The sequence below is a fragment of the Halopseudomonas sp. MFKK-1 genome (genome assembly GCF_027474385.1).
Classification (GTDB): domain Bacteria; phylum Pseudomonadota; class Gammaproteobacteria; order Pseudomonadales; family Pseudomonadaceae; genus Halopseudomonas; species Halopseudomonas aestusnigri.
Genome location: NZ_CP114836.1, coordinates 116399 through 129620, shown reverse-complemented (window position 1 = coordinate 129620; position 13222 = coordinate 116399). Strand labels below are relative to the sequence as shown.

At 62.4% G+C, this 13222-nt stretch carries 13 protein-coding genes; 6 read left to right on the top strand and 7 right to left on the bottom strand.

Translation table 11 applies throughout. From position 1 onward, the window contains the following. Positions 1 to 10 precede the first annotated feature (10 nt). The 4 genes from dinG to O5O48_RS00630 all read left to right on the top strand — a co-directional run bounded on the left by dinG (position 11) and on the right by O5O48_RS00630 (position 5087). Complete coding sequence (dinG, locus tag O5O48_RS00645; RefSeq protein WP_269687838.1) at positions 11 to 2146, top strand: ATP-dependent DNA helicase DinG; 2136 nt, start codon at positions 11 to 13, stop codon at positions 2144 to 2146. Positions 2147 to 2250: 104 nt separating this feature from the next. Then, the gene (locus O5O48_RS00640) at positions 2251 to 3423 is read left to right on the top strand and encodes a serine hydrolase domain-containing protein (protein WP_269687837.1); all 1173 of its coding nucleotides are present in this window, start codon (positions 2251 to 2253) and stop codon (positions 3421 to 3423) included. Positions 3424 to 3526: 103 nt separating this feature from the next. Further along, positions 3527 to 4168 (top strand): pyridoxamine 5'-phosphate oxidase, encoded by a 642-nt coding sequence (pdxH, locus tag O5O48_RS00635; protein WP_233049201.1) that lies wholly within the window; start codon positions 3527 to 3529, stop codon positions 4166 to 4168. An 82-nt stretch (positions 4169 to 4250) separates the two neighbouring features. Beyond that, on the top strand, positions 4251 to 5087 hold the full coding sequence (locus O5O48_RS00630) for an SDR family oxidoreductase (protein ID WP_228245896.1): 837 nt from the start codon (positions 4251 to 4253) through the stop codon (positions 5085 to 5087). 26 nt (positions 5088 to 5113) lie between these two features. On the opposite strand, the gene O5O48_RS00625 is transcribed toward O5O48_RS00630, so the two are convergent. The 5 genes from O5O48_RS00625 to O5O48_RS00605 all read right to left on the bottom strand — a co-directional run bounded on the left by O5O48_RS00625 (position 5114) and on the right by O5O48_RS00605 (position 9084). Continuing rightward, entirely contained in the window at positions 5114 to 5764 is a 651-nt protein-coding gene (locus O5O48_RS00625; protein WP_228245897.1) for a DUF799 domain-containing protein, read from the bottom strand. Then, positions 5761 to 6123, bottom strand: coding sequence for a DUF4810 domain-containing protein (locus O5O48_RS00620; protein WP_228245898.1), 363 nt, complete (start codon positions 6121 to 6123; stop codon positions 5761 to 5763). Before O5O48_RS00620 ends, O5O48_RS00625 begins: the two co-directional genes overlap by 4 nt. An 18-nt stretch (positions 6124 to 6141) precedes the next feature. Next, on the bottom strand, positions 6142 to 6816 hold the full coding sequence (locus tag O5O48_RS00615; RefSeq protein ID WP_228245899.1) for a CsgG/HfaB family protein: 675 nt from the start codon (positions 6814 to 6816) through the stop codon (positions 6142 to 6144). Positions 6817 to 6886: 70 nt separating this feature from the next. Beyond that, positions 6887 to 8134 carry a TIGR03862 family flavoprotein gene (locus tag O5O48_RS00610; RefSeq protein ID WP_269687836.1) on the bottom strand — a complete coding sequence of 416 codons (1248 nt, stop codon included), beginning with the start codon at positions 8132 to 8134 and terminating at the stop codon, positions 6887 to 6889. Between the two features lie 29 nt (positions 8135 to 8163). Beyond that, positions 8164 to 9084 carry a histone deacetylase family protein gene (locus O5O48_RS00605; protein ID WP_269687835.1) on the bottom strand — a complete coding sequence of 307 codons (921 nt, stop codon included), beginning with the start codon at positions 9082 to 9084 and terminating at the stop codon, positions 8164 to 8166. A 208-nt stretch (positions 9085 to 9292) separates the two neighbouring features. Here O5O48_RS00605 and tesB point away from each other — a divergent pair, with 208 nt between their 5' ends. Continuing rightward, a complete protein-coding gene (tesB, locus tag O5O48_RS00600; protein WP_228245902.1) occupies positions 9293 to 10156 on the top strand; it encodes an acyl-CoA thioesterase II in 864 nt (287 codons plus the stop codon). Position 10157: 1 nt separating this feature from the next. Beyond that, positions 10158 to 10736 carry an HAD family hydrolase gene (locus O5O48_RS00595; RefSeq protein ID WP_269687834.1) on the top strand — a complete coding sequence of 193 codons (579 nt, stop codon included), beginning with the start codon at positions 10158 to 10160 and terminating at the stop codon, positions 10734 to 10736. Positions 10737 to 10770: 34 nt separating this feature from the next. Here the strand turns inward: O5O48_RS00595 and nadC are convergent, their stop codons facing one another. Further along, on the bottom strand, positions 10771 to 11631 hold the full coding sequence (gene nadC, locus O5O48_RS00590) for a carboxylating nicotinate-nucleotide diphosphorylase (RefSeq protein ID WP_269687833.1): 861 nt from the start codon (positions 11629 to 11631) through the stop codon (positions 10771 to 10773). 91 nt (positions 11632 to 11722) lie between these two features. Beyond that, positions 11723 to 13087 (bottom strand): alanine/glycine:cation symporter family protein, encoded by a 1365-nt coding sequence (locus O5O48_RS00585; RefSeq protein ID WP_088275645.1) that lies wholly within the window; start codon positions 13085 to 13087, stop codon positions 11723 to 11725. Between the last annotated feature and the right edge of the window lie 135 nt (positions 13088 to 13222).

Genomic DNA, 13222 nt, shown 5'->3' with positions numbered 1-13222 from the left:
CGGAGCCCGCATGCTGAACGATGAACTCAAAGGCCAGATCCAGACGGCCTATCGCACCTTTCTGGAAAACAAGTCGCTGAAGCCGCGCTACGGCCAGCGCGTGATGATTGCCGAGGTCGCCAAGGTCTTCGGCAATGTTGCGCTGGACGACGAGGGGCATCGTGAGGGTGATCCGGCGGTCGCGGTGATTGAAGCTGGCACCGGCACCGGCAAGACCGTGGCGTATTGTCTGGCGGCGATTCCGATTGCCCGCCATCTGGGCAAGCCGCTGGTCATTTCTACTGCGACCGTGGCGCTGCAGGAGCAGATCGTTCTCAAGGATTTGCCGGATATTCTGCGCAACTCCGGTCTCAAGTTCGGCTTCTCGCTGGCCAAGGGACGCGGCCGCTATGTCTGCCTGGCCAAGCTCGACAACCTGCTGCGCGAAAACCAGTCGATGGCTGATCAGCAGCAGATCTTTGCCGATGACGGCTTCCGCATTGACGTGGATGAGGCCGGACTCAAACTCTACACCCGCATGGTCGAGGCGCTCGGTGGCAATAAATGGGACGGTGAGCGCGACTCCTGGCCCGAGGCGCTGGAGGATCAGGACTGGTCGCGGCTGACCACCGACCATATCCAGTGCAGCAACCGCCGCTGCGGCCACTTTCAACAGTGCGTGTTCTACAAGGCCCGCGAGGGCGTGCAGAAGGTCGATGTCATCGTCACCAATCACGACCTGGTGCTGGCGGATCTGGCGCTGGGTGGCGGCGCGATTCTGCCCGACCCGCGTGATTGTCTCTATGTATTCGATGAGGCGCACCACCTGCCGGACAAGGCGATTGGCCATTTCGCCCACCACACTCGCTTGCATGCGACTGCCGAGTGGCTCGACCAGATCGACAAGAACCTCAGCAAGCTGCTGGCGCAGCATCCGCTGCCCGGCGATCTGGGCCGTGTGCTGGAGCAGGTGCCGACTACCGCCCGTGATCTGAAACCGCATCAGCAGTTCATGCAGCAGGCACTGGGCGGCGTCGCCGACTTTGCCAGTGCTGAGGATCTGGGCGGCAACATCCGCCCGCAATACCGCTTCGAGAATGGTGAAGTGCCTGACGAGCTGTGCGAGATGGGCATGGAGCTGAAGGCCGGCTTTGGCCGCTTGAGCGACCAGTTACAGCGCATCGTCGATATGCTCAAGGAGGCGATGGATGGCGAAGCGACCATCGGCGTCTCCGAGTCTCAGGCCGAGGAGTGGTACCCGCTGTTTGGCGCGCTGCAGGCGCGAGCCGAGGCCAATTGGACGCTGTGGACCCAGTTCTGCCTGCAGGACCCGGAGGGCAAGCCGCCGACCGCGCGCTGGCTGACCCTGACCGAAGGCGGCGACATCGAAGTCCACGTAAGCCCCATTCTGGCCGCCGACACCCTGCGTCAGTATCTCTGGAATCCAGCCTTCGCGGCGCTGGCCACCTCGGCAACGCTGACCGCGCTGGGCAAGTTCGACCGCTTCAGTCACCGCGCCGGTTTGCCGCGCAGCGCGGTCTGCGCGCTGGCCCCCAGCCCGTTCAAGCATGGTGAGGCCGGGCTGTTGCGTGTGCCCAATTACGGAGCCGACCCGCGCGACAGCGTCGCCCATACGGCTGCGATCATTGAGCACCTGCCGGAGATTCTGGCCGATGAGCGCGGCAGCCTGGTGCTGTTCTCCTCGCGCAAGCAGATGCTGGAGGTGTTTGCCGGGGTGCCCGCCGAGTTTCGTCAGCGGGTGCTGGTGCAGGGCGATCTGTCCAAGCAGGAGCTGATCCGCCAGCATCGCAAGCAGGTCGATGACGGCAAGCAGAGCGTGATCTTCGGTCTGGCGAGTTTTGCCGAAGGAGTCGATTTGCCGGGCAAGTATTGCGAACACGTGGTGATAGCCAAGATTCCCTTTGCCGTACCGGACGATCCGGTTGAAGCCGCGCTGGCCGAGTGGATCGAAAAGAACGGCGGCAATCCGTTTATGGAAATCGCCGTGCCGGACGCCAGCTTGCGGCTGATTCAGGCCTGTGGTCGCTTGCTGCGCACCGAGAGCGACAGCGGCACAGTCACCGTGCTGGACCGCCGGCTGGTGACCCAGCGCTATGGCAAGGCGATTCTCAATGCGCTGCCGCCGTTCCGCCGCGAGATCGATTGAGTCATCAGCCTGAGCGATGGGCTGTAGACAGGGCAACTGATGATGGCTGCCATGCGTCGGCAGCTTCGCTTTAATGGGCAAAACAAGACAACAAGGACCGCATGATGAGCACTATTCAGGGCTACTTTGATCCCCGTTTCGAGTCGGTACGCGAGCTGTTCGCCGAACAGCAGCAGGACGAGCAGGCCCGTGGCGCCGCGCTGTGCGTCACCGTTGGCGGCGAAACCGTGCTGGATCTCTGGCAGGGCGTGCGTGACAAGGACAATCAGGCGGTTTGGGAACAGGACACCCTGGTCAACGTGTTCTCCTGCACCAAGCCGCTCGGTGCGGTCGCTTTGCTGCAGCAGGTGGCCGCTGGCAAGCTGGAGCTTGACGCACCGCTGGCGGCGGTCTGGCCCGAGTTTGCCCAGGCCGGCAAGGCGTCAGTCACCCTGCGCCAGATCCTCAGTCATCGTTCCGGCCTGTCGGCTGTCAGCGAGACCTTGCCGCCCGAAGCTCTGTTCGAGTGGGACACCATGAGCGCCGCGCTGGCCGCGCAGCAGCCCTGGTGGACGCCGGGCGAGCATCACGGCTACGCGCCGGTGACCTACGCCTGGTTGTTGGGTGAGCCGCTGCGCCGTCTGACTGGCCTGCGTCCCGGCCAGGCGATTGCCGGCAGTATCTGTCAGCCGCTGGGCATGGATTTCTTCATTGGGGTGCCGGATCAGGACCTTGAACGCATCGCCTCGGTATCGCGTTTGCGTAATCAGTATGGTGACGATGGGGCACGCCGCCTGTTCGCGGCCATGGGGCAACCCGACAGCATGACGGCCAAAGCCTTTGGCAACCCGTCGAGCATGATGACCAGCACCAACCGCCGTGAGTGGCAGCAAGCCGATATTCTGTCGGCCAACGGCACCGGCAACGCCCGCTCGCTGGCGCGTTTCTGGCAACTGCTGGCGCACGACGGTAGGCTCGATGGCGTCAGCCTGCTGGATGCCGAGCTGGTCAAGCAGATGCAGCAGGAACATAGTGCCGGTGACGACCGCACGCTGCTGTGTCAGACCCGCTTTGGTCTGGGTGTGATGCTGGAGCACGAAGGGCCTGGCGGCAGCTTCGGCATGGGCAAGAACGCCTTCGGCCACCCCGGTGCAGGCGGTTCTCTGGGCTTCTGTGATCCGGACGCCACAGTCGGCTTCGGCTACGTCACCAATACCATGGGGCCCTATGTGCTGATGGACCCGCGTGCGGTCGCGCTCAGCCAGGCGGTGTATCGCTGTCTGCAGTCGATCGACTGACCTCTGCGCAAAGCCTGCGCTGTATCAATGTGCGGCGCCGGCCGACTGCTAGGATAGGATACGTTGCTGTCGTCACCATTCACTGTTGCCGGAAATCGATCTGATGAAACCCAGTATTGCCGATCTGCGTCGCGACTATACCCGTGACGGACTGACCGAAGCCCAGGCGCCTGCCGAGCCCTTTGCCCTGTTTGGTGAGTGGTTTGCGCAGGCGGTTGAAGTGGAAAGCACCGAAGCCAACGCCATGATGCTGGCTACGGTCGACGCTGAAGGTCAGCCGCACCTGCGCACCCTGTTGCTCAAGGGCTTTGATGAGCGCGGCTTTGTGTTCTTTACCAATTACCAGAGCGCCAAGGGGCAGCAGCTGTCGGGTCAGCCGGCTGCCGCGATGACCTTCTGGTGGCACGATCTTGAACGTCAGGTGCGCATCGAAGGTCAGGTCGAGCAGACCAGCGCCGAGGAGTCGGACGCCTACTTCCACAGTCGCCCTGAGGGCAGCCGTCTGGGCGCCTGGGCGTCGCCGCAGAGTCAGGTGATTGCGGGGCGCGAGGTGCTGGAAGACCGCCTTGGTGCTGTGCAGGAGCAATACGCTGATGCCGCTGCGCCGCGTCCTCCGCACTGGGGCGGTTACCGACTGGTGCCCACCCTGATCGAGTTCTGGCAGGGGCGTCCCAGCCGCCTGCATGACCGGCTTTGCTATCGCCTGGTCGAGGGCAACTGGGTGAGGGAGCGACTGGCGCCCTGATTCGCTCATTCTCGGTCCCGTTGCTTGCTGCTGCCGCGCTTCGGCTTTACGCTGACAGACAACCGCGACAGCAGGAGGCGACATGGGCAGAGGGGCGTTTCAGCAGAAGGTTGTAGTGATTACCGGCGGCTGTGCCGGAATCGGTCGGGCACTGGCCTTGCGCTTCGCGCAGGCCGGAGCCCATCTGGCCATTCTCGATGTGCAGGACGAGTCGCTGGTCGCCTTCCGCCAGCAGCTGCACGACAAACTCAATGCCGATGTATTGGCGATCAATTGCGACGTATCCGACGACCAGGCCTGCGCCGAGGCGATGGCCCAGGTCGTCGAGCGTTTCGGGGGGATTGACCTGCTGATCAACAATGCCGGCATCACCCACCGCAGCGCCTTTGCCGACACCGACTTGTCGGTGTTCCAGCGGATCATGGCGGTGAACTACTTCGGAGCCGTCAACTGTACCCGGCATGCCCTGCCCAGCCTGCTTGAGCGCCGCGGTCAGGTGATCGTTCTCAGCTCGCTGTCCAGCTTCGCCCCGTTGCTCAACCGCAGTGCCTATAACGCCAGCAAGCATGCGCTGCATGGCCTGTTTGAAACCCTGCGCATGGAAGTGCGCGAGCAGGGCGTCAACGTCATGCTGGTTTCACCCGGGTTCACCGCCACCGATATCCGCAAGAACGCGCTGGTTGGTGACGGCTCTGTCGCCCAGGCCAATACCGCCCTGCCGTTCAAGGTCGCCGCGCCAGCGGATGTGGCCGAGGCGATCTATCAGGGCGCCTGTCGGCGCAAGCGACAGTTGATTCTGTCCAATGTGGACTGGCAGGCGCGGCTGTTTGCGCGCTTTTTCCCGCGGTTGTTCGAGCGCTGGATGGTGCCGAGGCTGTCAGGTGTGAAGCCGGCCTCGGCGAGGGGGGAAGGGCACTAGCGTTTGTGACGCCAGTGCCCTGGGGTTCACTGCAGTTGCTGATTGTGCGCCCGTGGGCCGGGGAGGATGCCGTTGTGAACATTGCTCGACAGCAGTCGGAAGCTGGTTAGTCCGGCAATCTGATAGCTGCGGTCTACGGTGGTGTTGATGATCTGATCCACCAGCGCGACGACCAGCATGCCCACCAACCCGCCGCCGCTGTTGTTGCTTTGTTCGGTCGATGACGCGGTAGCGGCCCCTTTCCAAAGCAACTGACCTGTGCGGCTGTCCACCAGCGATGCCTCCGCGGTCACCCGAGTATCACTGGCGATTAGCTGATAGCTGGTGCCGTATTGGGTGATGTTGATATATAGAATCGAGTCGGCACCAAATACATCATTCAGCTTGTCCAGCGGCAGCGAGTGAATTTCCTGCGGATCGGTCAGCCCGTTCTCGCGGAATGTTTCTTCTACTACCGCAACCGGGAACACGTAATAACCCGACTCGGCCAGCGGATGGCTGACCTGGGTGAGGAAGCTGTAGCTGGCACTGACATCCAGTGATTCGTTTACCGGCGGCAGGACCAGAATCGAGCGGGGTTTGCTCTCACGGAAGGCGGTGTAGTCGTAGGACGGTGTTGCGCAGCCGGTCAGTAAGGCTGTCAGAGCCAGCACCGCGAGTGTGATGCTCTTTTTCATTGTGTTACCTCCGGCTGCTCATTCAGGACTCGTTCCACAAAGTGGCTGGACTCCGGGAACAGGTTTTTTTCCATGGCGAACTGTTCGCGAGCTTCGATCTCGCGGCCGGTGTTGAAATACAGCATGCCCAGATGGGCATGTAGTCCGGGCGGAACACTTTTGCCCTGAGCCTGCGCCCTGGACATGATTGCCTCAACGCTCTGGACTTGAGCGGCGTAGTCGGTAACCCCGTCCTGATGGTGCATATACAAGGTGTTCTGGTAGTCGCCCCAGTGGTAAAGAGGCTGGTTGACTGGCGCGCAGGCGCCCAGCAGGGCAGCGGCTGCGACACAGCCGCCCTTGAGTAACGTTGTTTTCATACTACGTCCTTGCAGTTATTAGTTGCTGGCGGGGTTCCAGGCTCCGGATTGAATGCCGTTTACCAGGTTGTTCACGGCTTCGCGGATCGCCAGATCGAGGACCTTGCCATTGAGGGTTGCGTCGTAACCGGCGGTGCCACCAAAGCCGATGACCTCGCGGTTGGACAGGCTATACTCGCCAGCTCCCTGGGTGGAGTAGACGACCTCGGAGGTGCTTACATTGACCACGTTAAGCGCAACCTTGGCGTAGGCAACTTGCGATTTTGCGCGCCCCAGAATACCGAATAACTGTTGGTCCCCGGTAACCTTGCGACCAAATTCGGTGACATCACCGGTAATGACGTAGCTTGCTCCCTTGATGCTCTGGGTTGCGCCGCTATAGCCAGCCTCCGCAGCGAGCTGGGCCATGTTGGTCCGCTCCAGAACGTTGAACCGGTTGGTCTGCTGCAGGTGGGTCACCAGCGTGGTTTTGGCCTGGTTGCCAAGGCGATCCACACCATCAGAGAAGAGCCCACGCTGGTAGCTGGAACGGTTGTCGAACTGGCCGACGGCAATCGGCGCACGGACGCCCTGATAGGCGGTGCCGTAGCTGGTTACGCGGGGGACTTCAACGGTGCGGGATGATTCGGTAGCACAGGCCGACAGCAGCAGTGCGCTGGCTACGGTGGCAGAGATAGAGAGTTTTCGAAGCATCGGCTCGATTCCTTTCGATGGGGGATGGCGCTGTGCTATCAGCTGCGCCGGTGGAAGGACTATACCTTTTTCAGCGAGTTTCAAGCCACTGAATAATGCCTTTTGCGGCCTGTCGCCCGCTGGCAAAGCAGGCAGTCAGCAGATAGCCGCCGGTGGGGGCTTCCCAGTCGAGCATCTCGCCGGCGCAGAAAATGCCCGGCAGCGCCTTGAGCATCAGGTGGTCATTCAGTGCACTTCGGCAGACGCCGCCGGCGCTGCTGATGGCTTCATCCAGCGGGCGGGTCGCGGTCAGGGTAAGGGGCAATGCCTTGATGCCGGCGGCGAGCTTGCCCGCGTCGGCAATCGCGTCTTTGCTCAGGCATTCATGCAGCAGCGCCACCTTGACGCTGTCCAGCCCCGCCTTCTTGCGCAGCAGGTTGCTCAGGCTTTGGCCCTTGCGTGGCTGGCTGAGGGTCTGCTGCAGCTGGGCCCGGGTGTGATCCGGCGCAAGATCCAGGCTTAGTTGCGCGTGGCCCCTGGCTTCCAGTTGTTCGCGCAGCGCGGCGGACAGGGCATAGATCAGGCTGCCTTCCATGCCGTCGTGGGTGAGGATGGCCTCCCCGCGGCGGCTGATGGTCTCGCCCCCGGGGCTTTGGGTGCTGGCGATGACCTGCTTGAGTGGCTGCCCCGCGAAGCGTTCGCTGAGAAACGGGCTCCATGCGCTGATAAAACCGCAGTTGCTGGGGCGCAGTGAGCGTACATCAACGCCGCGTGCACTGAGCAGGGGCGCCCAACTGCCGTCTGAACCGAGGCGCGCCCAGCTGCCGCCGCCCAGCGCCAGCAGTGTTGCCGCTGCCCTTGCTTTGATTTCACCGTCCGGGGTGTTGAAGCGCAGCGCTGCGCTGTCATCCCAGCCTAGCCAGCGATGCCGGGTGTGCAAACGGACGCCCTGTTCGCGCAGGCGTTTGAGCCATGCGCGCAGCAAGGGCGCGGCTTTCATGTCAGTTGGGAAAACGCGTCCGGAGCTGCCGACGAAGGTGTCGATGCCCAGGCCGTGAATCCAGTCGCGCAGCGCCTGCGCATCGAACGCGTCCAGCCACTCGCCGACCCAGGGTGAGGCCTCTCGGTAGCGCGACAGGAAGGGGGCTGCCGCCTCCGAGTGGGTGATATTCATGCCGCCAACGCCAGCCAGCAGAAACTTGCGCCCGACCGAGGGCATGGCGTCGTACAGGTCGACCTGCAGACCTGCCGCTGACAAGACCTCCGCCGCCATCAAGCCGGCCGGGCCGCCACCGATAATGGCTATGGAGCGGGTGTCGGTGTTGGCGGTGTCGGTCATGGTGCGATCCTGAAAGCGGGGCGCGCAGTTTAGCCCAATCCGCGCTGCTGCCAAATCTGCGCGGCACTGTGGTGCAGGATGCCGTGGCATCGGGCGAGGGCGTCGCGGTCGTTGTCGTAACCGCCGCCGATGACGGCGCAGACAGGGATGTCGCGCCCAAGACAGCTGTCGATCACCAGCCGGTCGCGGGCGGCAATCCCCAGGTCGGTCAGTTGCAGATAGCCGAGTGCATCAGACTGGTGGACGTCAACGCCGGCGTCATAGAGCACCAGATCCGGTTGATAGAGGGGCAGCAGATAGTCCAGCGTCTGCTGCAGGGTATGCAGGTAGCCCCGGTCATCCAGCCCGCGTGGCAGGGGGATATCCCAATCACTGGTCGCCTTGCGCGCCGGAAAGTTGTTCTCGCAGTGCAGTGATACCGTAATCGCGGCGTCAACGTCTGCAAGGATGGTTGCAGTGCCGTCGCCCTGATGGACATCGCAGTCGATGATCAGCACCCGCTCTACCCGTCCGCTGGCCAGCAGTGACAGACTGATGATCGCCAGGTCATTGAAGATGCAGAAGCCGGAGGCAAAATCCCGGTGGGCGTGGTGAGTGCCGCCTGCCAGATGGCAGGCCAGGCCGTGTCGCAGCGCCAGCTCGGCCGTCAGCAGCGAGCCGCCGACCGCGCGGGTGGTGCGCGCAACCAGTGCCTCGCTCCACGGCAGGCCCATGCGGCGCAGGGCAGTCGCATCTAGCGCGTTGTCATGGAAGCGGTTGACGTAGTCCGGGTCGTGGGCCAGTGCCAGCAACTCGCGGCTGCAGCGTTCGGGACTGTGCAGATTGCCGTCGTGCAGCAACCCACTGGTTCGAAGATGGTCGTGCAGACGCACGAACTTGTCCATCGGGAACCGGTGGGGCGCGGGGAAAGGGAAGCTGTAGTCGGGATGGTAGACCAGGGGCAGATCCACGACGACTCCTCGCGGCAGTGTATGGCGCATCGAGTATGCGCATTGCGCTGGTACTCAACAAGTCTCGGGGCTGATGCAGGGTGCGCTGCAGTCTGCTACTGCGAGACAATCCGGGTTAAACTGGCGGCCATTTCCGCGGCGAACCGGCCGCCATTACAGTCAAGACGTACCCGTCCGTTAGCGGAGGGGCAATATGTGAGGACCCGCTATGAGCGAATTGCTGGATGATCTGGTAGACCTGCTGGCACTGGAGAAAATCGAGGAAAACCTGTTCCGTGGCCGCAGTCAGGATCTCGGTTTCAAGCAGCTGTTCGGTGGGCAGGTTCTGGGTCAGTCGTTGTCGGCGGCCAGTCAGACGGTTGACCCTGACCGCCATGTGCATTCGGTGCATGGCTACTTTTTGCGTCCGGGCGACGCTGATCTGCCGATCGTCTATCAGGTTGATCCGCTGCGCGACGGCGGCAGCTTTACTACCCGCCGGGTTCAGGCGATTCAAAAGGGCAAGCCGATTTTTACCATGATCAGCTCGTTTCAGGGCGATGTTGAAGGCTTTGAGCACCAGGCGGCGATGCCTGAGGTTCCCGGCCCGGAAGACCTGCCCAACGAGACCGAATGGACCCGCCGCTATCAGCATCTGATTCACGAAAAGGTCCGCGACAAGGTGTTGTGCGGCAAGCCAATTGAAATTCGTCCGGTTGGCGAGTTCAACCCGTTCGAGCCTGTGGCCGGTGAGCCGGTGCGCTACATGTGGTATCGCGCCGACGGTACCCTGCCGGACGATCCCCAGGTGCACCGCTATCTGCTGGCCTATGCCTCGGACTTTCATCTGCTGGGTACGGCGATGCAGCCGCACGCCATCTCCAGCTGGTCGCCCGACATGCAGGTAGCCAGTCTTGACCACTCGCTGTGGTATCACCGTCCGCTGCGCATGGATGACTGGCTGTTGTACGCCATGGACAGCCCGTCAGCCAGCGGCTCCCGCGGCCTGTCGCGTGGTCAGATCTTCAATCGGGCCGGTGAGCTGGTTGCCTCGGTGACGCAGGAGTCATTGATGCGCAGGGTGCAGCGCTGATATGCAGCATCTGCGCGGCTGGGTGTTCGATCTGGACGGCACGCTGACGGTTGCTCAGCACGATTTTCCGGCAATCCGACGCGAGCTGGGGGTGCCGGCAGAGGCCGACATACTGACGTTCATGTCGGGCTTGCCGGCGGCCGAATACCTCACCATGAAAGCGCAGCTCGATGCCATCGAGCTGCGTCTGGCCGAGCAGGTTGAAGCGGCGCCCGGCGCGGTCGCCCTGGTGCGTCAATTGCACGAGGAGGGGCGTCGATTGGGTATTCTGACCCGCAATTTGCAATCGGTCGCCCGTTCGACGCTGCGCTGTCTTGGCATTCTGGACTGCTTTGCCGCAGAAGATGTGCTGGGGCGCGAAGAGGCTGAACCCAAACCCTCACCAGATGGTATTCACCGCCTGCTGGATCGCTGGCAGCTGTCGGCGCGGGAGGCGGTGATGGTCGGAGACTTTCGCTTTGACCTCGAGGCCGGGCGTGCAGCGGGCAGTCATACCTGTCTGATCCTGCCTGACAATCCCTGGCCGGAGCTGGCCGACTGGCACGTGCCGGATTGCGCGGCGTTGTTGGCCCGACTCTAGGTCGGGCCCGGGACTGGTCTGCAGGGCTGGTTGGTCAGTCTGCCGCCTGAAAGCGCAGGCGCATCGACAGATCGACTGCCTTGACGTCCTTGGTCATGCTGCCGATCGAGATGTAATCCACGCCGGTTTCAGCAACGCTGCGCAGGGTTGTTTCGGTAATCCCGCCGGAAGCCTCCAGCCTGGCGCGCCCGGCGTTCAGGGCAACGGCGGTGCGCATGTCCTCGTCGCTGAGTTCATCCAGCATGATGATGTCAGCGCCGGCTTCCAGTGCCTGCTTCAGCTCTTCGAGGCTCTCCACTTCAACCTCAACCGGCTTGCCCGGCGCAATCTCGTGCGCCCGGCTGATGGCCTGGGCAATACCGCCACAGGCGGCGATGTGGTTCTCCTTGATCAGGAAGGCGTCGTACAGGCCAATACGGTGGTTGTGGCAACCGCCGCAGGTTACCGCGTACTTTTGCGCCAGGCGCAGGCCGGGAATGGTCTTGCGGGTATCGAGCAGTTTCACGCTGGTACCGGCAACCAGATCGGCAAAGTGGCGGCTGCGGGTGGCGGTGGCCGAGAGCAACTGGATGAAATTGAGCATCGAGCGCTCGGCGGTCAGCAGGCCCCGGGCCGGACCGTTGAAGCGGCAGATCGTCTGATCGGCGAGCAGGGTGTCGCCATCATTGACCAGCCATTCAATGATGATGCGCGGATCGACCTGGCGGGCAACTTCATCCGCCCATGCACGGCCACAGAAGACGGCGGCTTCGCGGGTGATGATGCGGCCATCGGCCTGACGTTCCGCCGGAATCAGACTGGCGGTGATGTCGCCGTCGCCCACGTCCTCTGCCAGAGCGCGGCGGACGTCATCAACGATGGTGCTCTGCAGGCTGTCGAGTGTGAGATTGGGCATAGAGACTCCGGCGTCTGATCGCAAGTGCCGGGAGTATACCGATTGGCAAAAAAAAATGCCCGCCGGGGAGGCGGGCATTGTGCGGGCCGACTTACTTGTTCATGTAGTTGGCCGGATCTGCAAAGTAGTCCTTGGTCAGTTTGAAGACTACAGGGCTCAGTAGCAGCAGAGCGATCAGGTTGGGGATCGCCATCATCGCATTCAGGGTGTCGGCCACCAGCCACAGGCTGTTCAGGTCGATACCGGGCAGGGTGCCCAGCGGAATGGCGATGATCCACAGCAGGCGGAACGGCAGGTTGGAGCGTTCACCGAACAGGAACTGGGTACACTTCTCGGAATAGAAGCTCCAGCCAATGATGGTGGTGAACGCGAATACCGCCAGACCGATACTGACAATGTACTGACCCCAGCCACCCGGCAGGCCCTGACTGAAGGCCAGTGCCGACAGCGGTGCGCCGTTCTCGCCACTCTGCCAGGCGCCGGTCACCATGATCACCAGGCCGGTGATGGAACAGATGATGATGGTGTCGATAAAGGTGCCGAGCATCGCCACGGTGCCCTGACGGATCGGGTTGTTGGTTTGCGCGGCGGCGTGTGCAATCGGCGCGCTGCCCAGGCCCGCCTCGTTGGAGAAGACGCCGCGGGCGATACCGAAGCGCATGGCCATCCAGACAGTTGCACCGGCGAAACCGCCGGCTGCGGCGCTTGGGTTGAAGGCATAGTAGAAGATCTGGCCGAAGGCTTCCGGCAGCTTGTCGGCATGCATGATCAGGATGATCAGGCCGCCACCAACATAGAAGATTGCCATGATCGGGACCAGCTTGCCGGCTACTTCACCGATGCGCTTGATGCCGCCAAGCAGTACCAGGGCAACCAGAACGGCAATGATGATGCCGGTGGCCAGCGGCGGGATGTTGAACGAGCTGTTCAGGGCGTCGGCAACCGAGTTGGACTGGATGGTGTTGCCGATGCCGAAACCGGCCAGCATGCCGAAGATGGCGAACAGCACGCCAAGCCACTTCCATTTCTCGCCAAGGCCGTTCTTGATGTAGTACATCGGGCCGCCGACGTGGTTGCCCAGCGCGTCCTTTTCGCGGTAGCGCACGGCGAGCACGGCTTCGCAGAACTTGGTTGCCATGCCGACCAGCGCGATGACCCACATCCAGAACAGCGCGCCCGGGCCGCCTAAGAATACAGCTGTGGCAACGCCGGCGATATTACCAGTGCCCACGGTAGCGGACAGGGCGGTCATGAGTGCGTTGAAGGGACTGATGTCGCCTTCTTCGCTACTCTTGCGGCCGCGCCAGAGCATGCCGAAGCCGTAGAACAGCTTGCGCTGGGGAGTGAGTTTGAGACCAAGTGTAAGATACAGGCCGGTACCGGCCAGCAGGGCGAGCATCGCCGGGCCCCATACGATCCCGTTGATGTCCCCGATAAGGGCAATAATTGCTTCCATAGAATACAGCTCCTGATGTTGTGTTTTCGATGCATCTAGCGGTGCATCGTTACTATTGCTGTCAGGCAGATGTTGACCGAACCAGCTTATACCAGAGATCGCCGGCATGGTTACAGAATATGTCTCGACTATGCT